This window comes from Amycolatopsis cynarae, assembly GCF_026802195.1.
Lineage (GTDB): Bacteria > Actinomycetota > Actinomycetes > Mycobacteriales > Pseudonocardiaceae > Amycolatopsis_E > Amycolatopsis_E rhizosphaerae.
Map to the genome: position 1 here is coordinate 3,504,872 of NZ_CP113836.1, position 24,747 is coordinate 3,529,618.

The window sequence follows — 24,747 nt, forward strand, 5'->3', positions numbered from 1 at the left end:
TTTCACTAGTGCGGACACGGTAGACGGAGAGCGACGGGAACACCAGAAATAATCAAAGGTTGTATCGTCTAACCTTAGTGAGCTGCGTCACAGCGATCGCCTCGGCCGGAGTCCGCCGGCAGGCGCCATCGCCCCTGTCCGAATGCCTACTGAGCGTGGACCCAGGCGACGAAGTCGTCTGGGAGGCCGGGCGGGTTGGCCGCTTCGGTTTGAGCCGCGATGGTGTCGTAGTGGACGAGTACCGGTATCGGGCGGCCGAAGCTGTTCCGGATGTGACCATCGGTGTGCAGGTGCCTGGCCGTGTGGACACAGGTGTCCACGAAGCGCCGGCTGATCTCGTTCCCCGCATCGCGAAGCCGAACACTGGTCACGGTCGGGGGGCGGGGATCGTCGAGTTCGTCATAGACCAGCATGGACACCGCATAGACGTCGTGCGCCTGATGGACCGGGCTCGCGGCGAGCGCCTCTGCTGATTTCGGCGCGTTGCCCGTGCCAAGGGTTGTAGCATCGCGTGGTGGCCTCTGGGGAAGCGTGCTGAGCGAGGAACGCCTGGCATTTCCCCCACCACCGGCCTCTACAAGCCGCGGCGGTGAGTGATTAGCCTCGATGAGACGGGGAATTCCCCTGCTCGACCCGCCCGGACGGGGAGGCAAGGATGCTCACTCCCGGGGAACGACGCGAACTCGACATGCTGGAGCGCAGCCTCGCCCAGAGCGATCCCGCGCTCGCGGCCAGCCTCGGCCGGGGCGAGCCGCGGCGCCGGTTCAACACGGCGGCGCTGCGGCTGGCGCTCGCCGTCGCGGGTCTCGCACTGGTGGCCACGGGTGCCGCACTGCTCGACTTCCCGTTGCTGTTTTTGGCCTGCAACCTGCTGTGCCTCGCGCTCACCCTGCACGCCTCGCGGAAAACGGGTGGGCACCGGCCGATCCCGCGCCTGAAGTGAGGGCCGGGTGCGCCGCCGGAAGGGTGACGCACCCGGCACGGCTCACTGGTACAGCGCGCCCTGGATCTTCGGATCGTTGATGTTGCTCTTGTCGTACCAGTAGAAGGCGGTGTCGATGCGCTTGGGCAGTTGCTCGCCCTTGATCGCCTTCAACGCCGCGTCGACGAGCTGGCGGCCCATGTCGACCGGGTCCTGCGTGACCGCACCGGACTCCACTCCGCCGTTGATCGCGTCGATCTGCGCCTTGCCCGAGTCGAAACCGGCGATGGTGATGCCGCTCCGGCCGCTTTCCTGCACACCCTTGATGACCCCGATCGCCGAACCCTCGTTCGACGCGTAGATGCCCTTGAGATCGGGATTCGCCTGCAGGATCGACTTGGTGATGTTGGCCGACTCCAGCTGGTCGCCGCCACCGTACTGCGGGGGCAGGACGGTAATGCCCGGCGCGTTCCGGCGCATCCAGTCCAGGAATCCGTCCCGCCGGTCCTTGCCGGACAGGCTGGTCTGGTCGTGCACCACCATGGCCACCTTGCCCTGACCGCCGAGCTGCTGGGCCACGTGCTTGGCGGCCTCCGCGGCCGCCGCCTTGTTGTCGGTGGCCACGGTGGTGACCGGCACGTCACTGTCCACACCGGAGTCGAAGGCGACGACCGGGATCTTCTGCGCCTTCGCCTGCTGCAGCAGCGGGGCGGCCGACTTGGAGTCCAGCGCGGCGAACCCCAGTGCCTGCGGCGATTTCGCCAGTTCGTTGGTCAGCATGTTGACCTGCTGCTCGACGTCCTTTTCCGTGGCCGGGCCGACGAAAGTGACCCGGGCGCCCTTGGCGGCGGCCTCGTCCTCGGCACCCTTCTTCACCGCTTGCCAGAACTGGTGCTGGAAGCCCTTCGAGACGATCGCGATGAGCGGGTTGCCCGCGGCGGAACCGGAACCGGCGCCGCCGCCCTGCCCGCAGGCGGTCAGCACCACTGCCATCGCGGCCCCGGTGACCGCCGCGGCGATCTTGCGCATCTTCATTACCAGATCTCCTTTGTTCTGGTTCACGCTTCCTTTTTCCGGATGCGGTCCATGTAGACGGCCACCAGGATCACGCAGCCCAGGATGACGTTCTGCCATTCCTGGGGAATCGACATGATCTGCAGGCCGTTGTTGAGCACCGAGATGATCAGCGCGCCGATCAGGGTGCCGATGATGGAGCCCTTGCCCCCGGACAGCGAGGTCCCGCCGATCACCACGGCGGCGATCGCCTGCAACTCGTATCCCATGCCGGTGGCCGGCTGCGCCGAGCCCAGCCGGGCCGAGATCAGCACCCCGGCGAGCCCGGTGAACAGCCCGGCGAACGCGTAGACGGCGATCTTCCACTTGCGGACGTCGATGCCCGACAGCGCCGTCGCTTCCTCGTTGCTGCCGATGGAATAGGTGTAGCGGCCCAGAACGCTCTTGGTCAGCAGCACACCCGCGATGATCGCGACCACCAGCAGGATCAGCACCGCGTTCGGCACGTTCGGGATCAGGTTGCCGATCGAGAGGTCGGTGTAGCCCGCCACATCGTTGAAGTAGATCGGGGTGCTGTGCGAGAGCACCAGCGCGAGCCCCTCGGCGACCAGCATCATCGCCAGCGTCGCGATGAACGGCGGGATCCGCAGCACCGCGATGGTGATCCCGTTGACCAGCCCCATGAAACCGCCGAACAGGATCGCCAGCGGCACGCCGAGCGCCAGCGGCAGGTGGATGTTCACCAGGAACACCCCGGACATCACCGCGCACAGCGCCATCCCCGTCCCGATGGACAGGTCGATGCCCGATGTGATGATGACGAAGGTGGTGCCGATCGCCAGCGTCCCGATGACCACCGTGGAGAACAGGATGGCCATGAAGTTGCCGTAGGAGAAGAAGAACGGGCTCGCGAACGAGAAGAACGCGTAGATCACGATCAGGCTCGCGAAGGCCAGCAGTTGCTGCAGCCTGCCCTTGATCGCCGCCGTCCAGCCCGCCTCCTGCCGACGCTGCCCCGCCGTGGTCTTCACCGCTGTCATGGCCGTCCCGCCTTCTGTTCCTGGTCCTCGCCGTCACCGGGAAGCTCGTCCGGCCGCACGGTGGCGTAGTGCATGATCGTTTCCTGGGTCGCTTCCGCGGCCGGGAGCACGCGGGTGACCCTGCCCTCGCTCATCACCACGACCCGGTGCGACATCCGCAGGATCTCCGGCAGTTCCGAGGAGATCATGATGATCGACTTGCCCTGGGCGGCCAGTTCGCCCAGCAGCTGGTAGATCTCCTCCTTCGCACCGACGTCGATCCCGCGGGTCGGTTCGTCGAAGATGAGGACGTCGCAGTCCTTGGCCAGCCACTTGGCGATGACCACCTTCTGCTGGTTGCCCCCGGACAGGTTCTTGGCGGTCTGGTCCACCGAGGGAGTCTTGATGCGCAGGGTGCCGACGTAGCGCTCGGCGGTGGCCCGCAGTGCACGGTCGGCGACGAAACCGGCCCTGGTGAAGGAATCCCGCAGCGCGGACAGCACGATGTTGGCCTTCACGTCCTGCTCCAGCAGCAGGCCGTACCGCTTGCGGTCCTCCGAGAGGTAGCCGATGCCGAGCTTCGCCGCGTCCGCCGGATTGCCGATGCGCACCGGCCTGCCGTGCAGGGTGAGGCTGCCCCCGGTGGCACGGTCGGCGCCGACCAGCGCCCTCGCCACCTCCGTGCGGCCCGCCCCCATCAGCCCGGCGAAGCCGAGGATCTCCCCGTGCCGCAGGTCGAACGACACGTCCTTGAGCAGCGTCTTGGTGCTCAGTCCTTGCACACTCAGTACGACTTCGCGGTCGGCTCGCACGTCCTGAGGCCGGGCCTCGGTGTCGATCGCCCTGCCCACCATGAGCGCGATGATCTCCGGCGTGCTCACCCCGGCCATCTCCCGCGTGCCGATGTACTCACCGTCGCGGATCACGGTGACCCGGTCGGCGATCCGCTTGATCTCCTCCATCCGGTGCGAGATGTAGATGACCCCGGTGCCCGGGCCGGTGAACCGCCGGATCAGCTCGTGCAGGGTGGCGACCTCGACGTCGTTGAGCGCGGCGGTCGGCTCGTCCATGATCAGCACCCGGGGCCGGTGGGACAGCGCCTTGGCGATCTCGACCATCTGCTGGTGGGCGACGCTGAGCTCCCCGGCCACCGCGCGCGGGTCCAGCGGCAGGTGCAACCGGTCCAGCAGCTCGCCGGCGTCGGCGTTGAGCCTGCGCTCGTCGAGCAGCACCCGGGCGCGCCGCGGTTCCCGGCCGATGAAGATGTTCTGGGCCACGGTCAGATGCGGCACCAGGTTGAACTCCTGGTGGATGATGCTGATCCCGGTTTCCAGTGCGTGGCGCGGACCGGACGGCTCGTACGGCCGACCGCCGAGCCGGAAACTGCCCGAGTCGGGGGTGTGGATGCCCGACAGCAGCTTCATCAGCGTGGACTTGCCCGCGCCGTTCTCGCCCACCAGCGCCAGCACTTCGCCCGAGCGCAGTTCGAGCCGCATGTCGTGCAGGGCCCGCACCCCGGGGAAGCTCTTGTTCACCCCTTCGACTTCGAGCAGCACCTCGCCGCCCGTCCCGGCCCCGGTCACCGCACACGCTCCGGGGCCGGCGAAGCCACGCCGTAGACCGCGCTCGCGGTACCGGACAGGACGCGGGCCCGCTCGGCCCCGGACAGCTCGCCGAGAAGGCGCGACAGGACCGACCACGCCTGCCCGTAACCACCGAAGGGCTCGGTCATCGGCCAGTCCCCGCCGTACATCAGGCGCTGGGGCCCGAAGAGCTCGAACGCCGTCTCCACCGCGGGCCGCACGGCGTCCACAGTGAACGGTTCACCCCGAACCTGCAGGCCCGAAAGCTTCGCCACGGTGTTGGGCCGCTCCGCCACCGTGCGCAGCGTTTCCCGCCAGGCGGCGAAGGAATCCCGGTCGCGGGGCGGTTTCCCGAGATGGTCCACCACGATCGTCAGGCCGGGCAGCGCGGCGGCCAGCCCGGCGACGCCCGCCAGGTGACGCGGCCACGCGTCCGGCACGTCGAAGGGCAGGCCGGCCTCCGCCAGCAGGGCCAGCGACCGGCGGACCCCGGGCAGGGCGAGGAACTCGTCCCGCGGATCGTCGTGCACCAGGTGCCGTACGCCGCACAACGCGGTCGTGCCCTCCCGCCAGCGGTCGAGTTGCCGTTCCGCGGTGGTGGGATCCTCCAAGCGCGCCCAGCCGACGACACCGGCGATCCAGTCGTGCCGCCGGGCCTGGCCCAGCATGAACTCGGTGTCGGCCTCGGAATCCTCGGCCTGCACCAGGATCGCCGCGGCGACACCCGCCGCGTCCAGCTCCGCCCGCGCCCGCTCCGCGGTGAACGTGGTGTGCAACGGGCCGCCGGGCGGCAGCCAGGAATAGTCGCTCACCGACAGGTCCCACAGGTGGAGGTGGGCGTCCACCACCCGCTCCGTCTGCTCCGTCTGCTCCGTCTGCTCCGTCGTCATTGCCGGATCAGTCCCTTTTCTCGCAGTGTCGTCCACAGTTCGCCCGGTACCGGGCGGTCCAGCCGCCTCGCGTTCTGTCGCACCTCCTCCGGGTTGGCGGCACCAGCGACCACCGTGGCCACCACCGCCTCCCGCAGCGGGTAGTGCAGGGCCGCGGTGGGCAGGTCGACGGCGAACTCCGCGCAGACGGCGGCGATCTCGCGAGCCCGGACGAGGATCCCGGGCGGCACCGCGCCGTACTCGTAGCGCGCCGTTTCCGACGGGGACGGGGTGGCCAGCAGGCCCGAGTTGAACACGCCCGCGGCGGCCACGTCCAGCCCGCGGGCGCGGCATTCGGGGAGCATCTCGTCGAGCGCTTCCTGATCGAGCAGGGTGAACCGGCCCGCGACCATCAGCACGTCGAGCAGGCCGCTGCGGGCCCCGGCGGCCAGTGCGGGCGCCGATTTCGAGCCGATCCCGATCGCGGACACGACACCGGCGTCCCGCAGCCCGGCCAGGGCCGGAAGCCCTTCCTCCAGCGCCTTGCCGAGGTCGTACTCCTCGGGATCGTGCAGGTAGAGGAGGTCGACCCGGTCGAGTCCCAGGTTGGCCAGCGAGGCGTCGAGGCTGCGCCGCACCCCGTCGGCGGAGAAGTCCCAGACCCGCCGGTGCGCGGCGGGCACGTGGAACAGGTGCGCCAGGTCCAGTCCGGCGGCGCCGGCGGGATCGGGCACGAGCAGCCTTCCGGCCTTGGTGGACACGACGAACTCGTCCCGCGGTTTCGTCGACAGGAACGTCCCGAGCCGCCGTTCGGACAACCCGAGCCCGTAGTGCGGTGCGGTGTCGAAGTAGCGGACCCCGGCCTCCCAGGCGGCTTCCAGCACCGCGTGCGCCTGCTCGTCGCTCATCGGCGCGTAGAGGTTGCCGAGGTTCGCGGTGCCGAGGGCGAACCGTCCCGGTAACAGGTCAGACATGCGTGTACTCCGCGATGGACGCCGCGTGCATCTCGGTGCCCGCGCCCGGCGCCTCCGGCGGGAAGTACCGTCCCTTGTGGACCTCCACCGGGGTCACGAAGTGCTCATGAAGGTGGTCGACGTACTCGATCATGCGGTTGTCGGTGCTGCCCGACACCGCCACGTAGTCGAACATCGACAGGTGCTGCACGGCCTCGCACAGCCCGACTCCCCCGGCGTGCGGGCACACCGGCACCCCGAACTTGGCCGCCAGCAACAGGATCGCGATGTTCTCGTTGACCCCGGCCACCCGCGTCGCGTCCAACTGGAGCACCGACAGCGCACCGGCCTGCAGGAACTGCTTGAACAGCACGCGGTTCGCGGCGTGCTCCCCGGTGGCGACCGGGATCGGCGCGACGGCCCTGGCGATCGCGGCGTGCCCGAGCACGTCGTCCGGGCTGGTGGGCTCCTCGATCCAGGCGATGCCGAACGGGCGTAGGGCCTCCATCCACCGGATCGCCTCGCCGACATCCCAGCGCTGGTTGGCGTCCACGGCGATGCGGATGTCCGGCCCGCACACCTCCCGCGCGATGCCGAGCCTGCGGATGTCGGCCTCCAGATCGGCTCCGACCTTCAGCTTGATCTGCGTGAACCCGTCGGCGACCGCCTCCCGGCACAGGCGGGCGAGCTTGCCGTCGTCGTAGCCGAGCCAGCCGGGCGTGGTGGTGTAGGCGGGAAAACCCCGCGCCAGCAACTGTTCCTCGCGCTCGGCCCGTCCCGGTTGCGCGGCGCGGAGGATCTCCAGCGCCTCGTCGCGGGTGAGCGCGTCGGTGAGGTACCGGAAGTCCACCAGATCGACGATCTCCTCCGGTGTCAGCGACGCCAGCAGCCGCCACAGCGGTTTGCCCTCGCGCTTGGCGCGCAGATCCCATAGCGCGGTAATCGCCGCGCCGATGGCCATGTGCATGATCCCCTTCTCGGGGCCGAGCCAGCGCAGCTGGGAATCGTGCACCAGTTCGCGCCACATCCCGCCGAGATCGGCCAGCGTCCGCTCGACGTCACGGCCGACGAGGTGGCCTTCCAGCGCCCGCAGCGCGGCGACCTGGACGTCGTTGCCGCGGCCGATGGTGAAGACGAAGCCGTGTCCCTCCAGGCCGTCGCCCGCGTCGGTGACCAGGCGGAGATAGGCGGCCGAGTAGTCCGGGTCCGGGTTCATGGCGTCGGAGCCGTCCAACGTCCTCGAGGTGGGAAAACGCACGTCGTGCGTCTGCAGGGCGATGATGCGGGCCACGAACACTCTCCCTTTTCCGGTCTGTGCCAGAGGGACGATAGACATCCGATGTATGCCCGTCAAGGCTCGCATCCTGGTGCACTTTTGCCTAGCATTCCGAGTCAGACACCCGATCACTTGCGTGAGGAGACAGCAGTGAAGCTCGCCCGGCTGGGACCCGCCGGCCAGGAACGTCCCGTCGTCGTCCACGACGGCAAGACCTACGACCTTTCCGGACTGGCCGCCGACATCGACGGCGACTTCCTCGCCTCCGGCGGCATCGCCACCGCGCGTGCCGCGCTCGAAGCGGGCGGACTGCCGGAGGTGGCCGACGCGGCTTCCCTGCGCGCCGGATCGCCGATCGCCCGGCCCGGCGCCCTGCTGTGCATCGGGATGAACTACGCCGAACACGCCGCGGAATCCGGTTCCGCCCCGCCCGAAGTGCCGATCCTGTTCCTCAAGACCCCCAACACCGCCGGTGGCCCCGGCGATCCGGTGACGATCCCGCCGGGCAGCGAGCGGACGGACTGGGAGGTCGAACTCGGGGTCGTGATCGGCAGGCGGGCACTGTACCTGGAGTCCACTTCGGACAGTCTTGCGCACGTGGCGGGTTTCGTCGTCGCCAACGACGTCTCCGAACGGCAGTTCCAGCTCGCCGATTCCGGCGGCCAGTGGAGCAAGGGCAAGTGCTCACCCGGGTTCAGCCCGCTGGGCCCGTGGCTGGTCACGCCCGACGAGGTGGACCACACCCGTCTCCGGCTGCGGAGCTGGGTCAACGGCGAACCCCGCCAGGACTCCACCACCGCGGACATGATCTTCGGCGTCGAGTACCTGGTGTGGCATCTCAGCCAGTACCTCGCGCTCGAACCCGGCGACGTGATCCTGACCGGCACCCCGCAGGGCGTGGCCCTGTCCGGGAAGTACCCCTACCTCAGGCCGGGGGACGTGGTGGAGCTGGAAATCGAAGGCCTGGGCAGGCAGCGTCAGGAGTTCGTCAAGGCGGGAGTGCGGTGATGGCAGAATTCGACGGGCTGGTGGCCGCGGTGACCGGCGGGGCTTCGGGCATCGGGGCGGCCGTGGTGGCGGCGCTGCGGGAGCGGGGCGCCCGTGTCGCGGCGCTCGACCTGCAACCGGTCCCCGAGACCGAGGGTGTGCTCGGAGTCCGGGCCGACGTCACGGACGACGCGTCGGTCCGGCAGGCCATCGACACAGTCATCGGACGTTTCGGCGGACTCGACATCCTGGTGAACAACGCGGGCATCGGCGCACAGGGCACGGTCGCCGACAACGACGACGCCGAGTGGCTGCGGGTGCTCGACGTCAACCTGCTCGGCGTGGTGCGCACGAGCCGGGCGGCGCTGCCGCACCTGCGGCGGTCGCGGGCCGCGGCGATCGTCAACATCGGGTCGATCGCCGCGACCGCGGGGCTGCCTCAGCGAGCGCTCTACAGCGCGTCGAAGGGCGGTGTGCTCGCCTTGCCTCGGGCGATGGCCGCGGACCACCTGCGCGAGGGCATCCGTGTCAACTGCGTGAACCCGGGAACCGCCGACACCCCGTGGATCGGCAGGCTGCTCGAACGGGCCGAGGACCCCGCGGCCGAACGCGCCGCGCTGGAAGCCCGGCAGCCCCACGGGAGGCTCGTGTCCCCCGGGGAGATCGCGCACGCCGTCGTCTACCTCGCGAGCCCGCTCGCCACGTCCACCTCGGGCGTCGGGATCGCGGTGGACGGCGGCATGCAGGACCTCCGCCTGCGACCTCCCGGCCAGTGACCGGCGACGGCACCGGGCGCGGGCACCTTTCCGGCCTGCCCCGGTGCCGGGCACCGGGCTGCGAGCTGTGAGGGGTCCCCTCACAGCCGATACGACTCTGAGGGGACCCCTCACGGCAGCCGCTCGACAGGGGAACGGCACTCCCGGGACCGGGGGCGTGCCCTCAAGGTGGCCTTGAGGGCGTTGATGCCCCTGAAGGCGACCTTCAGGGCATCCCGCCCCGGCCCCAGCGTGGGACTCGCCCGGCGGACCCGAGCCGACCGGACTTTGCCGGGGCCCTTCAACCGGGATGTCAGGTGCGTTCGACGAGGGTCTGGCGAAGCCATTGCTCGACGCCGACGATGTGGACGGTCGCCCACGCCCGCGCGACGTCGGGCTGGCGCGCCGCCAGCGCCTGCTGGATTGCGCGATGCTCGGTCAGCGTCCGCTCCACCACGCCTTCCTGCGTGATGCCCCGCCAGGTCCGTGCCCGCTGCGTCCGGCCGGACACGCTCTCCACCAGCGACGACAGCACCGGATTTCCGGATCCGGCGGCGATCCTGCGGTGGAACTCGAGGTCGTTTTGCACCAGTTCGTCGACCGTGGGCCGCTCGCCCAGCGAGTCGAGCAGTTCCGCGAGCCCCTCGATGTCCTCTGTGGACATCCGCTGCGCGGCCAGTTCGACGGCGGCGGGCTCGAGCACGCGCCGTGCTTCGAGGAACTGGAGCACGGTGTCGTCACGGTGGAAGTCCACGACGAAGCCCATCGCGTCCATCAGCAGCGACGGTTCCAGGCTCGTCACGTAGGTGCCGTCGCCGCGGCGGACGTCCAGCACCTGGATCAGTGACAGCGCGCGCACGGCCTCGCGCAGGGAATTACGCGACAGGCCGAGCCGTTCGGCGAGGTCGGGCTCACGCGGCAGGCGGTCGCCCGGCTTCAGCTCGCCGTCCACGATCATCTGCTTGATCGCCTCGATGGCGTCGTCGGTCACCGACACGGCGGTCAGTCCCCTTTCCGGGCGAGCTGGCCGGACAGGCTCCAGACGAAGCGGAGGCCGTCGTCGGTGCCCGAATAGTCGTCGGGGGTGGCGTGCAGCGGCCCCACCGTCGCCTGCCAGCGCACGTTGGCGGGATGCTCGCGCAGCGCGTGGCGCATCGCGGCGTAGTCCTCGACGTCGACGAGGTGGAACAGGTGCGTGCCGTCACGCCAGATGCGCCAGTCCCGGACGCCGCTGCCGGCGAGCGCGGCCGCCACGTCGGCGGGGATACTCTCGTGCACCGCCTCGTAGTCGAGTTCGGCGCCGGGCTTCAACTCCGTGTGCAGCGCGATCTCCGGCATGCCGTTCCTTCCCTCATCCTGAAGGCAGAATACATCGGATCTTTCTCGGCATCCTGTCGCACCCAAGGACCGAATCTCGAGGTTCACGGCGAGAAGATCCGATGATTTGACTTGAAGCGCTTCAAGTATCCGAGACTGGACCCATGACAGACGCGCTGACGATCCACGAGGTGTCCAGGCGCAGCGGCCTGCCGGAACCGACCCTGCGCTACTACGAAAAGATCGGCCTCATCGACCCGGTGGGCCGCGACGAAAGCAGCGGCCACCGGCGCTACCCGCCAGCCGCCGTGGAGCGGATCGAGGCACTGGGCTGCCTGCGTTCCAGCGGGATGAGCGTGCGGGACCTGCGCGACTACCTCCGGCACCTTCAAGGACCCGACGCGCCGAGCTTGCACGAGCTGTTCCGTCGCAACGCCGAACGGCTCGACGGGGAGATCGAACGCATGCGGACGCGCAGACGCTACCTGGAACTCAAGGCAGACCTCTGGGAAGCCCGCGAACGCGGGGACGCCGGGGCCGAGCACCGCACCCTCACCGAGATCCGGTCGCTGTTGACCGAGATGAACTGAAAAACCCCGCCTGGAAGGAAAGCATGAGCTCCACAATGGACAGCGTACTGGTCACCGGCGGCAGTGGTTACCTCGGTTCCCACCTGGTTCAGCGGCTGTTGCGCGCAGGATACCGGGTCCGCACCACCGTCCGCTCCCCGGCTCGCAGGGCGACCGTCCGTGCGCTGGCGGCCGCCACCGGCCACGACGACCGGCTGGATGTCGTGACCGCCGAGCTGTCCGCCGACGCGGGCTGGGCCGAGGCGGTCTCCGGCTGCGCCCTGGTCCTCCACGTCGCCTCGCCGTTCCCGCCCGCCCAGCCCGAACGCGACGACGACCTGATCGTCCCCGCCCGGGACGGCGCGATCCGGGTCCTGCGGGCCGCCCGCGACCACGGTGCGCGGCGGGTGGTGCTGACCTCCTCGTTCGCCGCCGTGGGCTACCGCAGGAAGCCCGGCGGCGAATACGACGAGTCGGACTGGACCGACCCCGCCGACGAAGGCAACACGCCCTACGTCCGGTCGAAGACCATCGCGGAACGAGCCGCCTGGGACTTCGTGGAGCATGCGGGCCGGGGACTGGAGCTGACCGTGATCAACCCGACCGGCATCTTCGGCCCCTTGCTCGGGCCACCCGTGTCGACCTCCCCCGGCCTGGTGAAGGCGATGCTGGAAGGTGCCATGCCCGCGGTGCCTCCGCTGCATTTCGGCGTGGTGGACGTGCGTGACGTGGCCGACCTGCACATCCGGGCGATGACCCACCCCGCGGCGGCCGGGCACCGCTTCCTCGCCGACAGCGGCGAGACCTTCAGCTTCCTGCGGATCGCGCGGGTCCTGGCGGCCAAGCTCGGCGACGCCGCGGCGAAGGTGCCCACCCGGGAACTGACCGCGGACGAGGTGCGTGCGGCGGCCCGCGATAATCCCGCCCTGCGGGAAGCGGCAGGCAGGCTGGGCCTGATTCCCGTAGTGCGCACCGAACGGGCCCGAACGGTCCTGGGCTGGATGCCGCGCGATCCGGAGACGACCATCGTCGAGACGGCCGAGAGCCTGATCCGCCTGGGCCTGGTGGACGCCTGAGCGCAACCCGGCGTTTCGCGGTACGGAACCACCCGGGCGGTTGACTCACCTTCCCCGCGCCTGCCGCCGGTCCCTACGTTCGGTGGTGTTTCCCAGCGACCGAGGGAGGCCGCGATGGCGCACTCCGTTTCCCCCGCACCGCCGGTCGAAGGTCACTGCGACGCCCGGTTCGCCCCGGTGCGGGCGGCCTTCGAAGCCAACTTCTCCGACCGCGGCGAACTCGGCGCGGCGGTGGCGGTGCGGGCGGACGGGAAGACCGTGGTGGATCTGTGGGGCGGCTGGGCCGATCCCGGCCGGACCCGGCGGTGGGAACGGGACACCGTGGTCACCGTGTGGTCGACCACCAAGGGAGTGACCGCGCTGTGCGCGCACCTCCTCGCCGACCGCGGCCTGCTCGACTTCGACGCCCCGGTCGCGCGGTACTGGCCGGAGTTCGCCGCAGGTGGCAAGGAAAGGCTCCCCGTGCGGTTCGTGCTCTCCCACCGGGCGGGCCTCGCCGGCCTGCGCGAGCCGCAGAGTGTCGCCGACCTCTACGACTGGGAGCTGACCACGGCCCGGCTCGCCGCCATGGAGCCCTGGTGGGAACCCGGTACGCGGCAGGGGTATCACGCCCTGACCTTCGGTTTCCTGGTCGGCGAGCTCGTGCGGCGGATCACCGGGCGGCCGCTGGAGGAGTTCCTGCGCCGCGAGGTCACCGGGCCGCTGGATCTCGACTTCGGCATCGGACTGCCCGAAGCGGAGGCGGGCCGGGCGGCCAGGCTGATCCACGCGGAGGGCACGGCGGGCAGTTCGGCCTTGCTGACCGAGCTTCCCCCGGTCGCCGTCGCCGCGCTGGCCAATCCCGTGGTGCGCGCGGCCGAAGCCAACAGCCCGCGGTGGCGCGCCGCCCGGCTCCCTGCCGCCAACGGCCACGGCACGGCGCGCGCGATCGCCGCGCTGTACGGGATCTTCGCCGGCAACGGCCGGTGCGACGGACGGCGCATCCTTTCCCCCGAAGCCACCGAACGGGTCCGCGAGGGGCAGGGTGCCTGCCGCGACCTCATCCTCGGGGCCGGTTTCCCGCACAAGACCGAACTCGGCCTGGGACTCTGGCTCAGCGGTGAAAACCGTTCCTACGGCCCCAATCCACGCGCCGTCGGGCACGACGGCTTCGGCGGTTCCTGCGGCCTGGCCGACCCGGAGGCGCAGGTCTGCCTCGGCTACGTGATGAACAGGATGGGCCCCCACATCGCCGACGATCCCAGGAAGACCGCCCTGGTCGAGGCCCTCTACGCCTCCCTGTAGACCTGTTCGGCGGGGCGGGGCGTGCTCAGTGGAGGTGGTCCTGCCAGTCGGCTGGCACCCGCCCCGCGGGCCCGGGCACCGGCTGGTCCACCGGGCGGTGCTGCGGGGGCGCGAGGGCCGGGCCTTCGTACATCTCCTGGGTGACGTAGCTGTAGAACCAGTCCTCCCCCGGTTCGAAGCTCCGGATGAGCGGATGCCCGGTGGCTTCGGCGTGGGCGCTCGCGTGCTGCGAGGGCGACGTGTCGCAGCAGCCGATGTGGCCGCACTGCGCGCACCGCCGCAGGTGCACCCACCATCCGTCCGAGGCCAGGCATTCCGCGCACCCGGTGCCGCTCGGGGGCGCGGTGACGTCGATTCCGGTGTCTTCGGCCATCTGCTCTCTCCTCGTTCCCCCGGCGTGCCTTGGCCGGTCCGCACAGTCTTGCCCACCCGATCGCGGGACGCATCAGCCGGGCGACCGGTCGCGTGCGCGGAATAGACCGGGGGGCGCCCTGGTTCCAACAGGCAGATGACACGTCAACCAAATTGGAGGCGGTACCGGTGAGCACCACACAGCTACGCCCGCAGGTGGACATCCGCCGGGCGGCCGAGCGCAAGGGCACCCGGATCGACTGGCTCGATTCGAAGCATTCGTTCTCCTTCGGCGGCCACCACGACCCGGACAACACCCACCACGGACTGCTCCTGGTCAACAACGACGACATCGTGCAGCCGGGGACCGGGTTCGAGACCCATCCGCACCGCGACATGGAGATCGTCACCTGGGTGCTGCAGGGATCGCTGGTGCACCAGGACTCCGAGGGGCATTCCGGCGTGATCTACCCCGGCCTGGCCCAGCGGATGAGTGCCGGCACCGGGATCCTGCACTCGGAGAAGAACGACTCGTGGCGGCTGGCGGGCGACCGGCACAGCGATCCCGTCCACTTCGTCCAGATGTGGGTCGTGCCCGACGAGGCGGGGATCGAGCCGGGTTACGACCAGCAGGAGATCGACCACGAACTGCTCGCCGGCGAGCTGGTGCCGGTCGCCTCGGGCCTGCCCGCGCACGAGGGCATCGCCGCGATCCGCATCCGCAACCGGTACGCCGGGCTGCACGCCGCACGCCTGGAGCCCGGGCAGCACGTCCAACTGCCCGACGCGCCGCTGCTGCACCTGTTCGTACCCCGGGGCAGTGTGGAACTGGAAGGCGCCGGGGTGCTCGCCACGGGCGACGCCGTGCGCTTCAGCGCGACCGGCGGGCACCGGGTGACGGCGGTCGAACCCGCCGAGATCCTGGTCTGGGAAATGCACGCCACCCTCGGCTGAGAGGACGAGACCATGACCACCCCCGATCTCACCGCACTCGCCGGGAACCGCAGGCGGATCCGGGACGCGCATCTGCGCCCGGCAGCCGAGCGGCCCCGCTCCAGCGCGCGCGGACTCCACCACACGGCCCTGATCTCGGGCGACGTCGAGCGGACCATCCGGTTCTACCAGGACCTGCTGGAGTTCCCGCTCACCGAGCTCATCGAGAACCGCGACTACCCCGGGTCGTCGCACTTCTTCTTCGACATCGGCAACGGCAACCTGCTCGCCTTCTTCGACTTCCCCGGCCTGGACATCGGTCCCTACGCGGAAGTGCTGGGCGGTCTCCGCCACGTGGCGATCTCGGTGGAGCCCGCCCGCTGGCGAAGGCTGAAGGACAAACTCGGCCAGGCCGGCGTCGAGCACGTGGTGCACAGCGAGGTGTCGGTGTACTTCCGCGACCCCGACGGCGCCCGGATCGAGCTGATCTCCGACCCCCTCGGCGAGATGTACGGCGAAACGGTGTTGTGAGGCGCCTGGTGCGTCCGCGGGCCCCCTCCCCCACACTGGTGGTGGGCGGCGGCCGGACCCTCCGGCCGATCGCGAGAGGGGGCGTCGTGCGAACACCTGGGGGCGAACCCCCGTTCGTCGTCCTGGACCCGGCGGCGGCCCGGCTGGCCAGGGCGACGGCCGATCCGCCCCAGCTCCACCAGCTCGGCGCGGACGACGCCCGCGCCGCGCTGCGGGAATGGCAGGAGGACGGGGCGCCGGAGGACACCGCGGAGTTCCGGGTGATCCCGGCCGCCCGCTCGGGACTGGCCGGGTTCCGGATCCACCGGCCGCCGGGGGTGCGGCAGCCCGCTCCGGCGGTGCTCTACCTCCACGGCGGGCGCTGGATGCTCGGCGACGCGGTGACCCACGCCCGGCTCGTCCGTGACCTCGCCGCCGTCAGCGGCGCGGTTTTCCTGGTGCCGGAATACAGCCGCACACCGGAAGCGCGGTACCCGGTGGCGCTGGAAGAGGCCTACGCCGTGCTGACGTGGGCCGCGGCCCATGCCCAGGAGCTGGGCATCGCCCCGGAACGGCTCGCCGTCGCCGGTGACTGCGCCGGGGCGAACCTGGCCGCGGCGCTGGCCCTCCTCGCGCACCGGCGCGGCTCGCCCTCCCTCGGCGCGCAGGTGCTGTACTACCCGTTCACCGATGCCCGGTGCGACACCGTGTCCCACCACCGGTTCGCCAACGGCTATCTGCTCACGCACGGCGCGGCGGAGTGGCATTGGCGCCAGTACGCCGATCCACGGGACTGGGACGAACCGACCGTTTCACCGTTGAGAACACCGCGGACCGAGCTCGCGCACCTCCCGCCCACCCTGGTGATCACGGCCGAGGCCGATGTCACCCGCGACGAAGGCGAGGCCTACGCGCGGCGGCTGGAAGCCGCGGGCGCCGACGTCACCTGCACCCGTTATCTCGGCACCGTGCACGACTTCGTCTCCCTCGCCGCACTGCGGGACACCGCCACGGCCCGCGCCGCGATCCGCCAGGGCGGGGCCTTCCTGCGGCACGCCATGGCGGATCGCACCGCACCAGTCGACCGACCGATGACACGACGGCCCCGGCCCGCCGAGACTGGCCGTGTCGGCTCGTCATCCCGTGCGAAGGAGCGTTCCGTGCCCGAAGCGATCCCGGTCCTGGAAGAGGCCGCCCAGGCCTTCGCGGAGGCCACCGCGAAACCCCCGTTCCTCTACGACCTCGGCCCGGCCGAGGGCCGCAAGACCGTCGACGAGGTGCAGTCCGGCGACGTCGAGGTGCCCGACGCCGAGGTCGAGGACCTCACCCTCCCCGGCGGCCCGTCCGGTTCGGTGTCGGTGCGGATCTTCCGGCCCGTCGGCGTCCCGGGGCCGCTGCCGGTGCTCCTCTACACCCACGGCGCGGGCTGGGTCTTCGGCAACGCGCACACCCACAACCGGCTGGTCCGGGAACTGACCGTGCGGGCCCGGGCCGCCACGGTGTTCGTCGACTACAGCCTCTCCCCCGAGGCCAAATACCCCACGGCCATCGAAGAGATCTACGCGGCGCTGGAGTGGATCGCCTCCGCCGGGGCCGGGCACGGGCTCGACGGCACCCGCATCGCGGTGGCCGGGGACTCCGTCGGCGGCAACATGACCGCGGCGATCACGCTCATGGCCAAGCGGCGCAAGGGACCCGCCCTGGCCGCGCAGGTGCTGTTCTACCCGGTGACCGACGCCCATTTCGACACCGCTTCCTACGAGCAGTTCGCCACCGGGTACTTCCTCGGCCGCGACGGGATGAAGTGGTTCTGGGACCAGTACACCACCGACCCGGCCCAGCGGGCCGAGATCACCGCGTCGCCGCTGCGCGCCGGACTGGACGACCTGGCGGGACTGCCGGAGGCGCTGGTCATCGTGGGTGAGGCCGACGTGCTCCGCGACGAGGGCGAAGCCTACGCGGCCAAGCTGCGCGCGGCGGGTGTGCCGGTCACCGCGGTGCGGTACCAGGGGATCATCCACGACTTCGTGATGCTCAACGCCCTGCGGGACACGCACGCCGCCGTCGCGGCCACCCGGCAGGCCGGGGAATTCCTGCGCGACGCGCTGCACCCGGACCTGCCCGCGCGATAGACGAAGCCGTCCTGGCTCAGCCGGGACCCTGGCGCTCTTTCCCGTGCGGGGACCCCTCACGGCAACGTCCGGCAGCCCACCGGTGACCCCTGTGTCCATTTAGGACAGTGTCAGATCCCCGCCGGGCCCGGCGGGGAAGGTATGGCGCCGGGAAAGCGTTACTCGGCTCGGAGCGCCGGCGTCGCCGTTCCCCCCTCCCGCAAACCCTTGTCCGGAAAGGACTTCCATGTCCGCTCCCACCGAGCCCGGTACCACCGGCACGCCCTCGGCGCGATCCGCCTCCGGCCTGCCGGGCTGGCTCGTCGCCCTCCTCGCCGTCACCGCCGGCCTGACCGTCGCGAACCTCTACTACGCCCAGCCCCTGCTCGCTTCGATCGGCGCCCTGTTCGGCCTGGGCACCGCGGCCGCCGGCACGCTGATCACCCTCACCCAGATCGGCTATGTGCTGGGCATGCTGTTCCTGGTGCCGCTCGGCGACCGGCTCGAAAAGCGCGGCCTGATCATCGCGCTGCTCGCGGTCACCACGGTCGCGCTCGTCGTGGCGGGCACGGCGACGGCGTTCCCCGTGCTGCTCGCCGCCTCACTGGTCAGCGGGGCGACGTCGGTGGTCGCGCAGATCGTGGTCCCGCTGGCCGCGAGCCTGGCGGACGACCAGGCCAGGGGGCGGATCGTCGGGCGGGTGATGAGCGGGCTGCTCACCGGGATCCTGCTGTCCCGCACGATCAGCGCGTTCGTCTCCGACCTCGCCGGATGGCGCGTGGTCTACCTCGGCTCGGCCGGGCTGACCGTGCTCCTCGCCGTGGCGCTGTGGGCGGCCCTGCCCGCGCACGCCGCCACCACCCGCCTGCCCTACCACGCCGTCCTCGCCTCCACGGTGCGCCTGGTGCGCACGCATCCGTCCCTGGTGCGGCGCGGGCTGTACCAGGCCACGATGTTCGGCGCGTTCAGCGCCTTCTGGACGACGGTGTCGTTCGTCCTCACGGGAGAAGGCTTCGGCTACTCGGAGACGGGGGTCGGCCTGTTCGCGCTGGTCGGCGCGGCCGGGGCGGCCGTGGCGCCGCTGGCCGGGCACTGGGCCGACCGGAACCTGACCCGTGGAATCACCGGCGCCGCCTTCGCCGTGGCGGCCGCGGGGGCCGCACTGGCCGGGTTCGGGCAGCACAGCGTCGTCCTGCTGGCCCTGGCCGCGATCCTGATCGACATGGCGGTGCAGACCACGCTGATCCTGGGGCAGCACACCATCTACGGGCTGGATCCCGCCGCGCGGGCGCGGCTCAACAGCGTCTTCATCGCCACCTTCTTCCTCGGCGGAGCGCTCGGCTCGCAGGTGGGGTCGATCGCCTTCCACGCGGCGGGCTGGACCGCGGTGAGCATCCTCGCCGCCATCCTGCCCGTTCTCGGACTGCTCTACTGGACGACCGAGCGGCGGGCCGCCCGCGTGGCCGAAGCGTGATCGCTCACGGCACGCGGGCCCGCTCCAGCAGGTCGCGCAACTGGTGCCGCCCGGTGACGCCGAGTTTGGCGTAGACGTTGTACAGGTGGGAACCGACGGTGCGCGGGGAGAGGTAGAGCTTTTCCGCGATCTCGCGGTTGCGCAGCCCCTGCGCGGCGAGCCGGGCGATGTGCTGCTGCTGTGCCGTCAGCCCGGCCATCGGGTCCTCCGACGGGCGCACCCTGGCCACCCCGCTGGCGCGCAGTTCGGCCCGCGCGTGCTCGGCGAGGCCCGCGGCGCCGATGCGGGTGAAGGTCTCCAGCGCGGTCGCCAGCAGCGGGCGGGCCTCCAGCGGCCTGCGGTTGCGGCGCAGCCATTCGCCGTAGTGCAGGCGGGCCTTCGCGCGGTCGAGCGGCCACTGCTCGCCGGCCGGATTGACCACCGCGAGCAGGAAGTGGTGCTCGGCCTCGCGCGGCTCGCCGACGAGGGCCTCCGCGGTGTGGAGCAGGATCCTGGTGCGCTGGGTCTGCCTGTCTCCCAGGTCCTCGCGTACCAGCGCGATGATCTCGCGCGCCCGGTCGTGCTCGCCGGTCCGCTGGGCGGCGATGGCGAGGTCGGCGACCGCACGGGGCGACAGGAAGTAGTGCAGGAGGCCGGTGCCGCCGCCGAACAACTGCGCCAGGTACCGGTAGGCGTTCTCGTGGTCGCCGGCGGCCGTCGCCGCCGCGCCGCTCGCCAGCAGCAGATAGGCGTGCGACGCGCGGTTTTCGGCGAGGTCCACCGCTGACCACTGTGGACCGTGCAGCGCCGCGGCGTCGACCTGCTCGCCCCGCAGCGCGCGCAGCAGGGCGCGCAGCGCCTCGGTCTGGACCCGGAGGCGGCGGGCTCGGGTCCGGGTGACCACCGTGTCCGCCTCCTCCAGGAAGGCCTCCGCGCGCGACCACAGCCCCGAACCGATCAGGGCGTTGATCATGGTGGGGAACGAGTCGATGAACACCCCGGCGGCACCGGCGTCCTTCAGTTCGGTGAACGCCGTGCCGAGCTGCTCGACGCAGGTCCGCGGATCGTCGGCGAACCAGGCGATGCTCCCGATCGCCAGCCGCGTCATCGGCGGCAGCCCGGCGCGGCGCCGCAACCGGTCGTGGCGGCCGTGCAGGATCTCCCCCGCGGGGCGGCCCGGTTCGAGCACGGCCCGCACGAAATCCGCCAGCGGTTCCGACGCGTCCGCGCCGAGGTACGGCGGCAGTACCGGATCGACCGCGTCCGCGCCCACCCCAGTGCCCATCGCAGGGCCCATCGCGGTGTCCGCCGCGACGTGGTCCATCAGCCGGGCGAGTTCCTTGCGGTGGGACGCCAGACCGGACTCGTGGACGATCGCGGCGCCGAGGGTGGCCACCGGCAGCGCCGACCGGCGGCAGGCCCGCTCACGGCCCAGCAGGGCGGAGACGATCGCGAAGGCGGCACACTGCCGGGTGTCCAGGAACAGCGCGTGGACGGCGGAGTTGCCCGCCACGGCGAGCAACTCCGGGTCGTCGGTCGCCTCCCGCACCTGTGCGTGGAGTTGCTGCGCCCACGCGGGGTCGCCGAGTCCGTTCACCAGCTTCAGCGCGAGCACGAGGCGGCGGGCGCGCTCCGCGGGCGCTTCGCTGCAGTCCGCGGCTCGCTGGAACGCCCGGGCCGCTTCGAAGTACGCCCCCTTCCGCCAGGCCTGATCGGCGGCCTCCTCCAGTGCCTGCGCGGCCGCCGGATCCGGGCCGAGCGCGGCGCCGGTCAGATGCCACGCGCGCCGCCTCGGGTCGTCGGCCGCCTGCAGCGCCAGGTCCAGATGCGCCTGCCGCCGCGCCGTGGCGCTCGCGTGGTGGTAGGCGGCGGCACGGACCAGTGGATGGCGGAAGCTCACCCGCCCACCCACCACGGTCACCAGCCCGGCCTCCTCGGCGGGCACCCAGTCGGCGAGCGTGGCCTTCTCGCCCGCGGCCCCCAGCAGCGCGGTGACCGGCTCGGTCCCCGGTCCGGCGGCGGCGAGGAGCACGAGCCTGCGCGTCAGTTCCGGGAGGCGGCCCAAGCGCGCGGCGAACATCGCCCTGATGCGCTCCGACTGCGGAGTGGCGAAGGTGGACAGCGCCGCCCCGCTCCCTTCCGCGACGGCGCGGCACAGTTCGACGATCGCCAGCGGATTCCCGGCGGCCTCCCGAAGCACGCCGAACCGGTCCGGCCCGGTCGGCGCCGCGGGCTGGGCGTCCAGCACCGCGGCCGCGGCGGCCTCCCGGAGCGGGGTGAGGGTGATCGTGGGGATCGCCGGGCTCAGCCCCGCCGGGGCCACCGGCCCCGAGACGGTCAGCGCCACGGCGATCGCCTCCCCGGTCAGCTGCCGCTGCACGAAGGCGATCACGTCGAAGGAGTCCCGGTCCAGCAGATCGGCGTCGTCCACGGCGAGCAGCACCGGGGCCCGGCGGGACGCGACCCGCAGCAGGTTGAGCACGGCCGTCCGCAGCACGAGTGGGGCGGGCACGGCCCCGGGCGGGCCTTCGCCCAGCGCCACGGCGAGCGCCCGCGCCTCCTCCTGCCGCAGCCGTTCCTGGCACGGCACCACGGGGTGCAGCAGTTCGTGCAGCCCGGCGAAGGGCTGCCCGCACCGGATGCCGGTCCCCCAGGCCGACAGCACCGTCATCCCGGCCCGGCGGGCGCCTTCGGCGCAGTCCGCGAGCAGGGCCGACTTCCCCAGCCCGGCCGCGCCCAGCAGCAGTACCGACCGCGGCTGTCCCGCGGTGCCGCACGCGTATCCGGCCAGCAGCCTTCGCTCGGCGTCGCGGCCGATCAGTCGGTCAGCACCCGGCAACGCACACCCCTTCCGGTCCCGGCCCGGCACCGCCGGGGCCGGGCCCGAGTATGACATCCAGTTCAGCCACGACTTGGTTTCATCGCACCGATGAACGCTGGAGATTAGTGTGTGGTCCATTCCGGACCGACCAAGGGAAACCATGGAACTGCGACAGCTCGAATACGTCGTTTCACTGGCCGAATCGCACAGCTTCACCGAAGCCGCCCGCCGCTGCGGGGTCGTGCAGTCCGCGCTGAGCCACCGGCTCGCGCGGCTCGAAGAGGAACTCGGCGAACGGCTCTTCGAACGCACGACCCGGGCCGTGCGGATCACCCAGGCCGGGGAGGCGCTGCTGCCGATCGCCCGGCGCATCCTGGCCGACGTGCGCCTGGCCAAGGAGGAGGTCGAAGCGATCAGCGGGCTGCACCGGGGCAGGCTCGGCATCGGCGCCACGCAGACCGCGAGCCATCTGCTCGATCTCGTCGGCGTGCTCGGCGCCTACCACCGGCGTTACCCGGAGGTCAAGCTGGTCACGGTCACCGGGCCGGGGCACGAAATGGTGGCCATGGTGGCCGCCGGGGAGCTCGACCTGGCGCTGGCCGCGCGCACCCTGGAACCCTGCCCCGATCACGTCGAATTCCACCCGCTGCTGCCCGCCGAACCCGCCGTCGCCGTGGTCGGCGGGCACCACCCCCTGGCCCGCCGCAAGCGCGCGGGGCTCACCGAACTCGCCGCCTCCGGGCCGTTCATCGAGTTCCGCGCCCGCACCGAGCTGCGCAAGCGGGTGGACGAGGCGTTCCGCATCCAGGGCGTCCAGCGCGAGATCGCCTTCGAACTCGGCCAGATCCCGGAAATGGTGCGGTTCGCCGTGGCCGGTCTCGGCATCGCGATCGTCCCCGGGTCGTTCGCCAGGGATCTCGGTGACGCTACCGCGCTGCGGCTGGCGGAACGGGAACTCTCGCTCACCATCGGCGCCTACGTCCGGGCGGACGGGAGCTCGCCGGCCACCCGGACCCTGGAGGAGCTGCTGCGGTCTTCGCGAAGCCAGGGCTGAAAGAAGGACTTCACCGACAACCGCCTACGGCCGCGGGATGTTGCGCAGGTTGGTGCGGGCGAGCGCGAGCACCTGCCCCAGGCCCCCGTTCAGCACGGTCTTGCCGAGGGACAGGGCGAACCCCTTGGCCTCCGCCACGGTGAGATGGGTGGGCACCTCCAGCGCGTCCGCCGTGGTGACCACGTCCAGCAGGGCGGGCCCCTGGTGGCCGAGCACCGCGGCGGCCGCCGCGGGCAACTCGGCCGGATCGGTGACCCGCCGTGTGTGGAAGCCCGCCGCGGCCGCCAGCGCCGCGTAGTCCACCTCGTCGTGATCGGTTTCGAACGGCGGGTCGCCGGCGACCATCATCTCCAGCCGCACCATGCCGAGACTGGAGTTGTTGAAGGTCACCACCTTCACCGGCAGCCGGTGCGTCTTCACGGTGAGCAGCTCACCGAGCAGCATGGCGAGGCCGCCGTCCCCGGACAAGGAGACGACCTGCCTGCCGGGCTGGGCCACCTGGGCACCGATCGCCATGGGCAGCGCGTTGGCCATCGAGCCGTGCACGAAGGAGCCGAGGATGCGCCGCCTGCCGTTCGGCGTGAGGTAGCGGGCCGCCCAGGTGCAGCACATCCCGGTGTCCACGGTGAACACCGCGTCGTCGTCGGCGAGCTCGTCGACCACCGAGGCGACGTACTCGGGGTGGATCGGCCGCAGCCGGAGCACGTCGTGGCTGTAGGGCTTGACCGTGCGCTCGATGCTTCGCCGGGTTTGCCGCAGCATCTCGTCGAGGAAGGTGCGGTCCGAGCACTGGTCGATTTTGGGCAGTACGGCGCGCAGGGTCAGTGCGACGTCCGCGGCGATGCCCTGGACCAGCGGCGTGCGACGGCCCAACCGGGCCGGGTCGAGGTCGATCTGCACGGTGTCGCGCCCGGGCAGGAACTCGTCGTAGGGGAAGTCGGTGCCCAGCAGCAGAACCAGGTCGGCCTCGTGCAGGGCCCGGTAGCAGGCGCCGTACCCGAGCAGCCCGGTCATGCCGACGTCGTAGGGGTTGTCGTGCTGGAGGACGTCCTTGCCCCGCAGGGTGTGCCCGATCGGGGCGTTGATCCGCTCCGCCAGCGCCAGCACCTCCTCCCGCGCCCCGGCACACCCGATGCCCGCGAAGATGGCGACCGTGCCCGCGGCGTTGATGCGCGCGGCCAGTTCGTCGACCTCGTCCTCGCGGGGCGCCGGGAGCGGGCGGGCGGCGGGGGCCGCGCTGGGCGGCACGGGGCCCGGTGAGTCCGCGGCCAGCAGGTCACCGGGCAGTACGAGCACGCCCGCCCCCGCACGGCCCACGGCGTTCTGGATGGCGAGGCGGGCCACGCGGGTCAGCTGCGCGGGCTGGGAGACGAGTTCGCAGTAGTGGCTGGCCTGCGCGAAGAGGGCTTCGGGCTTGGTCTCCTGGAAGAACCCGGTGCCGATCTGCCTGCTCGCGATGTGCGAGGCCAGCGCCAGCACCGGCGCACCCGACCGGTGCGCGTCCATGACGCCCTGGATGAGGTGTGTGTTGCCGGGCCCGCAACTGCCCGCGCACACCGCCAGCCGCCCGGTCAGCTGCGCCTCCGCGGAGGCGGCGAAGGCGGCGGCTTCCTCGTTGTGCACGTGGACCCAGTCCAGCCCGCCGTTGACGGCGCCCCCGCTGCGCCGGATCGCGTCGCTGAGCGCGTTGAGGCTGTCCCCGACCAGCCCGTACACCCGGCGGACCCCGGCCTGGACCAGCACCGCCACCAAGTCGTCGGCCACGGTTCGCGACATTCGGCACCCTCCTCGTCGGTACGCCCCCGGCGCCGACCATCCTGGGCGCGCCGCCGGGCCGGACGCATCGGTCGGTCGACTGGTCCGCGTCTCTGATACAGTCAAAGCTGCGCA

The 24,747-nt window shown here is 71.4% G+C and carries 23 protein-coding genes and 1 pseudogene; 12 read left to right on the plus strand and 12 right to left on the minus strand.

The window, feature by feature from the left end:
- Positions 1-146 precede the first annotated feature (146 nt).
- Positions 147-413, minus strand: coding sequence for a hypothetical protein (locus ORV05_RS16850; protein WP_268759453.1), 267 nt, complete (start codon positions 411-413; stop codon positions 147-149).
- Positions 414-655: 242 nt separating this feature from the next.
- On the opposite strand from ORV05_RS16850, the gene ORV05_RS16855 reads away from it, so the two are divergent.
- The gene (locus tag ORV05_RS16855) at positions 656-943 is read left to right on the plus strand and encodes a DUF3040 domain-containing protein (protein ID WP_268759454.1); all 288 of its coding nucleotides are present in this window, start codon (positions 656-658) and stop codon (positions 941-943) included.
- 42 nt (positions 944-985) lie between these two features.
- Here ORV05_RS16855 and ORV05_RS16860 read toward each other — a convergent pair whose 3' ends face one another.
- Genes ORV05_RS16860 through ORV05_RS16885 form a run of 6 tightly spaced genes read right to left on the minus strand, consistent with a single transcriptional unit; the run spans position 986 to position 7,651 of the window.
- On the minus strand, positions 986-1,957 hold the full coding sequence (locus ORV05_RS16860) for an ABC transporter substrate-binding protein (protein WP_268759455.1): 972 nt from the start codon (positions 1,955-1,957) through the stop codon (positions 986-988).
- Between the two features lie 23 nt (positions 1,958-1,980).
- Positions 1,981-2,976: an ABC transporter permease gene (locus ORV05_RS16865; protein ID WP_268759456.1), complete on the minus strand. Its 996-nt coding sequence runs from the start codon at positions 2,974-2,976 to the stop codon at positions 1,981-1,983.
- Positions 2,973-4,538 (minus strand): sugar ABC transporter ATP-binding protein, encoded by a 1,566-nt coding sequence (locus tag ORV05_RS16870; protein ID WP_268759457.1) that lies wholly within the window; start codon positions 4,536-4,538, stop codon positions 2,973-2,975. Before ORV05_RS16870 ends, ORV05_RS16865 begins: the two co-directional genes overlap by 4 nt.
- Positions 4,535-5,428 (minus strand): amidohydrolase family protein, encoded by an 894-nt coding sequence (locus ORV05_RS16875; RefSeq protein WP_268759458.1) that lies wholly within the window; start codon positions 5,426-5,428, stop codon positions 4,535-4,537. The genes ORV05_RS16870 and ORV05_RS16875 overlap by 4 nt, the downstream gene beginning before the upstream one ends.
- Positions 5,425-6,381: an aldo/keto reductase gene (locus ORV05_RS16880; RefSeq protein ID WP_268759459.1), complete on the minus strand. Its 957-nt coding sequence runs from the start codon at positions 6,379-6,381 to the stop codon at positions 5,425-5,427. The genes ORV05_RS16875 and ORV05_RS16880 overlap by 4 nt, the downstream gene beginning before the upstream one ends.
- The gene (locus tag ORV05_RS16885) at positions 6,374-7,651 is read right to left on the minus strand and encodes an L-fuconate dehydratase (RefSeq protein ID WP_268759460.1); all 1,278 of its coding nucleotides are present in this window, start codon (positions 7,649-7,651) and stop codon (positions 6,374-6,376) included. The genes ORV05_RS16880 and ORV05_RS16885 overlap by 8 nt, the downstream gene beginning before the upstream one ends.
- 135 nt (positions 7,652-7,786) lie before the next feature.
- Between ORV05_RS16885 and ORV05_RS16890 the strand changes: the two genes are divergently transcribed.
- Both ORV05_RS16890 and ORV05_RS16895 read left to right on the plus strand, forming a co-directional pair.
- On the plus strand, positions 7,787-8,644 hold the full coding sequence (locus ORV05_RS16890; protein WP_268759461.1) for a fumarylacetoacetate hydrolase family protein: 858 nt from the start codon (positions 7,787-7,789) through the stop codon (positions 8,642-8,644).
- Positions 8,644-9,399 (plus strand): SDR family NAD(P)-dependent oxidoreductase, encoded by a 756-nt coding sequence (locus ORV05_RS16895; protein WP_268759462.1) that lies wholly within the window; start codon positions 8,644-8,646, stop codon positions 9,397-9,399. The genes ORV05_RS16890 and ORV05_RS16895 overlap by 1 nt, the downstream gene beginning before the upstream one ends.
- A gap of 292 nt (positions 9,400-9,691) precedes the next feature.
- Here the strand turns inward: ORV05_RS16895 and ORV05_RS16900 are convergent, their stop codons facing one another.
- Together ORV05_RS16900 and ORV05_RS16905 are read right to left on the minus strand one after the other, a co-directional pair.
- Positions 9,692-10,375, minus strand: coding sequence for a FadR/GntR family transcriptional regulator (locus ORV05_RS16900; protein ID WP_268759463.1), 684 nt, complete (start codon positions 10,373-10,375; stop codon positions 9,692-9,694).
- A 5-nt stretch (positions 10,376-10,380) separates the two neighbouring features.
- Complete coding sequence (locus ORV05_RS16905) at positions 10,381-10,716, minus strand: L-rhamnose mutarotase (RefSeq protein WP_268759464.1); 336 nt, start codon at positions 10,714-10,716, stop codon at positions 10,381-10,383.
- A gap of 143 nt (positions 10,717-10,859) precedes the next feature.
- On the opposite strand from ORV05_RS16905, the gene ORV05_RS16910 reads away from it, so the two are divergent.
- The 3 genes from ORV05_RS16910 (at position 10,860) to ORV05_RS16920 (ending at position 13,624) form a co-directional block, all read left to right on the plus strand.
- Positions 10,860-11,285 (plus strand): MerR family transcriptional regulator, encoded by a 426-nt coding sequence (locus tag ORV05_RS16910; RefSeq protein WP_268759465.1) that lies wholly within the window; start codon positions 10,860-10,862, stop codon positions 11,283-11,285.
- A 23-nt stretch (positions 11,286-11,308) separates the two neighbouring features.
- Complete coding sequence (locus tag ORV05_RS16915; RefSeq protein WP_268759466.1) at positions 11,309-12,340, plus strand: SDR family oxidoreductase; 1,032 nt, start codon at positions 11,309-11,311, stop codon at positions 12,338-12,340.
- A 114-nt stretch (positions 12,341-12,454) separates the two neighbouring features.
- On the plus strand, positions 12,455-13,624 hold the full coding sequence (locus ORV05_RS16920; RefSeq protein WP_268759467.1) for a serine hydrolase domain-containing protein: 1,170 nt from the start codon (positions 12,455-12,457) through the stop codon (positions 13,622-13,624).
- Positions 13,625-13,649: 25 nt separating this feature from the next.
- Here ORV05_RS16920 and ORV05_RS16925 read toward each other — a convergent pair whose 3' ends face one another.
- Positions 13,650-13,997 carry a UBP-type zinc finger domain-containing protein gene (locus tag ORV05_RS16925; RefSeq protein WP_268759468.1) on the minus strand — a complete coding sequence of 116 codons (348 nt, stop codon included), beginning with the start codon at positions 13,995-13,997 and terminating at the stop codon, positions 13,650-13,652.
- A gap of 167 nt (positions 13,998-14,164) precedes the next feature.
- Between ORV05_RS16925 and ORV05_RS16930 the strand changes: the two genes are divergently transcribed.
- The 5 genes and pseudogenes from ORV05_RS16930 to ORV05_RS16950 all read left to right on the plus strand — a co-directional run bounded on the left by ORV05_RS16930 (position 14,165) and on the right by ORV05_RS16950 (position 19,003).
- Entirely contained in the window at positions 14,165-14,929 is a 765-nt protein-coding gene (locus ORV05_RS16930; RefSeq protein ID WP_268759469.1) for a pirin family protein, read from the plus strand.
- Between the two features lie 12 nt (positions 14,930-14,941).
- On the plus strand, positions 14,942-15,439 hold the full coding sequence (locus tag ORV05_RS16935; protein WP_268759470.1) for a VOC family protein: 498 nt from the start codon (positions 14,942-14,944) through the stop codon (positions 15,437-15,439).
- 338 nt (positions 15,440-15,777) lie between these two features.
- A pseudogene (locus ORV05_RS16940) lies at positions 15,778-16,341 on the plus strand (alpha/beta hydrolase); the annotation flags it as partial.
- Positions 16,342-16,578: 237 nt separating this feature from the next.
- Complete coding sequence (locus ORV05_RS16945) at positions 16,579-17,550, plus strand: alpha/beta hydrolase (protein ID WP_268759792.1); 972 nt, start codon at positions 16,579-16,581, stop codon at positions 17,548-17,550.
- A 226-nt stretch (positions 17,551-17,776) separates the two neighbouring features.
- Positions 17,777-19,003, plus strand: coding sequence for an MFS transporter (locus tag ORV05_RS16950; protein ID WP_268759471.1), 1,227 nt, complete (start codon positions 17,777-17,779; stop codon positions 19,001-19,003).
- Between the two features lie 4 nt (positions 19,004-19,007).
- On the opposite strand, the gene ORV05_RS16955 is transcribed toward ORV05_RS16950, so the two are convergent.
- On the minus strand, positions 19,008-21,821 hold the full coding sequence (locus ORV05_RS16955) for a helix-turn-helix transcriptional regulator (RefSeq protein ID WP_268759472.1): 2,814 nt from the start codon (positions 21,819-21,821) through the stop codon (positions 19,008-19,010).
- A 142-nt stretch (positions 21,822-21,963) separates the two neighbouring features.
- On the opposite strand from ORV05_RS16955, the gene ORV05_RS16960 reads away from it, so the two are divergent.
- Entirely contained in the window at positions 21,964-22,857 is an 894-nt protein-coding gene (locus ORV05_RS16960; RefSeq protein ID WP_268759473.1) for a LysR family transcriptional regulator, read from the plus strand.
- Positions 22,858-22,881: 24 nt separating this feature from the next.
- Here ORV05_RS16960 and ORV05_RS16965 read toward each other — a convergent pair whose 3' ends face one another.
- Positions 22,882-24,633 carry a thiamine pyrophosphate-dependent enzyme gene (locus tag ORV05_RS16965; protein ID WP_268759474.1) on the minus strand — a complete coding sequence of 584 codons (1,752 nt, stop codon included), beginning with the start codon at positions 24,631-24,633 and terminating at the stop codon, positions 22,882-22,884.
- Positions 24,634-24,747 lie beyond the last annotated feature (114 nt).

Coding starts and splice junctions, on each gene's coding strand:
- ORV05_RS16895 (WP_268759462.1), top strand. CDS start 8,644: ATGGCAGAATTCGACGGGCTGGTGGCCGCGGTGACCGGCGGGGCTTCG.
- ORV05_RS16875 (WP_268759458.1), bottom strand. CDS start 5,428: ATGACGACGGAGCAGACGGAGCAGACGGAGCAGACGGAGCGGGTGGTG.
- ORV05_RS16950 (WP_268759471.1), top strand. CDS start 17,777: ATGTCCGCTCCCACCGAGCCCGGTACCACCGGCACGCCCTCGGCGCGA.
- ORV05_RS16960 (WP_268759473.1), top strand. CDS start 21,964: ATGGAACTGCGACAGCTCGAATACGTCGTTTCACTGGCCGAATCGCAC.
- ORV05_RS16915 (WP_268759466.1), top strand. CDS start 11,309: ATGAGCTCCACAATGGACAGCGTACTGGTCACCGGCGGCAGTGGTTAC.
- ORV05_RS16850 (WP_268759453.1), bottom strand. CDS start 413: ATGCTGGTCTATGACGAACTCGACGATCCCCGCCCCCCGACCGTGACC.
- ORV05_RS16910 (WP_268759465.1), top strand. CDS start 10,860: ATGACAGACGCGCTGACGATCCACGAGGTGTCCAGGCGCAGCGGCCTG.
- ORV05_RS16855 (WP_268759454.1), top strand. CDS start 656: ATGCTCACTCCCGGGGAACGACGCGAACTCGACATGCTGGAGCGCAGC.
- ORV05_RS16920 (WP_268759467.1), top strand. CDS start 12,455: ATGGCGCACTCCGTTTCCCCCGCACCGCCGGTCGAAGGTCACTGCGAC.
- ORV05_RS16860 (WP_268759455.1), bottom strand. CDS start 1,957: ATGAAGATGCGCAAGATCGCCGCGGCGGTCACCGGGGCCGCGATGGCA.
- ORV05_RS16865 (WP_268759456.1), bottom strand. CDS start 2,976: ATGACAGCGGTGAAGACCACGGCGGGGCAGCGTCGGCAGGAGGCGGGC.
- ORV05_RS16905 (WP_268759464.1), bottom strand. CDS start 10,716: ATGCCGGAGATCGCGCTGCACACGGAGTTGAAGCCCGGCGCCGAACTC.
- ORV05_RS16880 (WP_268759459.1), bottom strand. CDS start 6,381: ATGTCTGACCTGTTACCGGGACGGTTCGCCCTCGGCACCGCGAACCTC.
- ORV05_RS16935 (WP_268759470.1), top strand. CDS start 14,942: ATGACCACCCCCGATCTCACCGCACTCGCCGGGAACCGCAGGCGGATC.
- ORV05_RS16925 (WP_268759468.1), bottom strand. CDS start 13,997: ATGGCCGAAGACACCGGAATCGACGTCACCGCGCCCCCGAGCGGCACC.
- ORV05_RS16965 (WP_268759474.1), bottom strand. CDS start 24,633: ATGTCGCGAACCGTGGCCGACGACTTGGTGGCGGTGCTGGTCCAGGCC.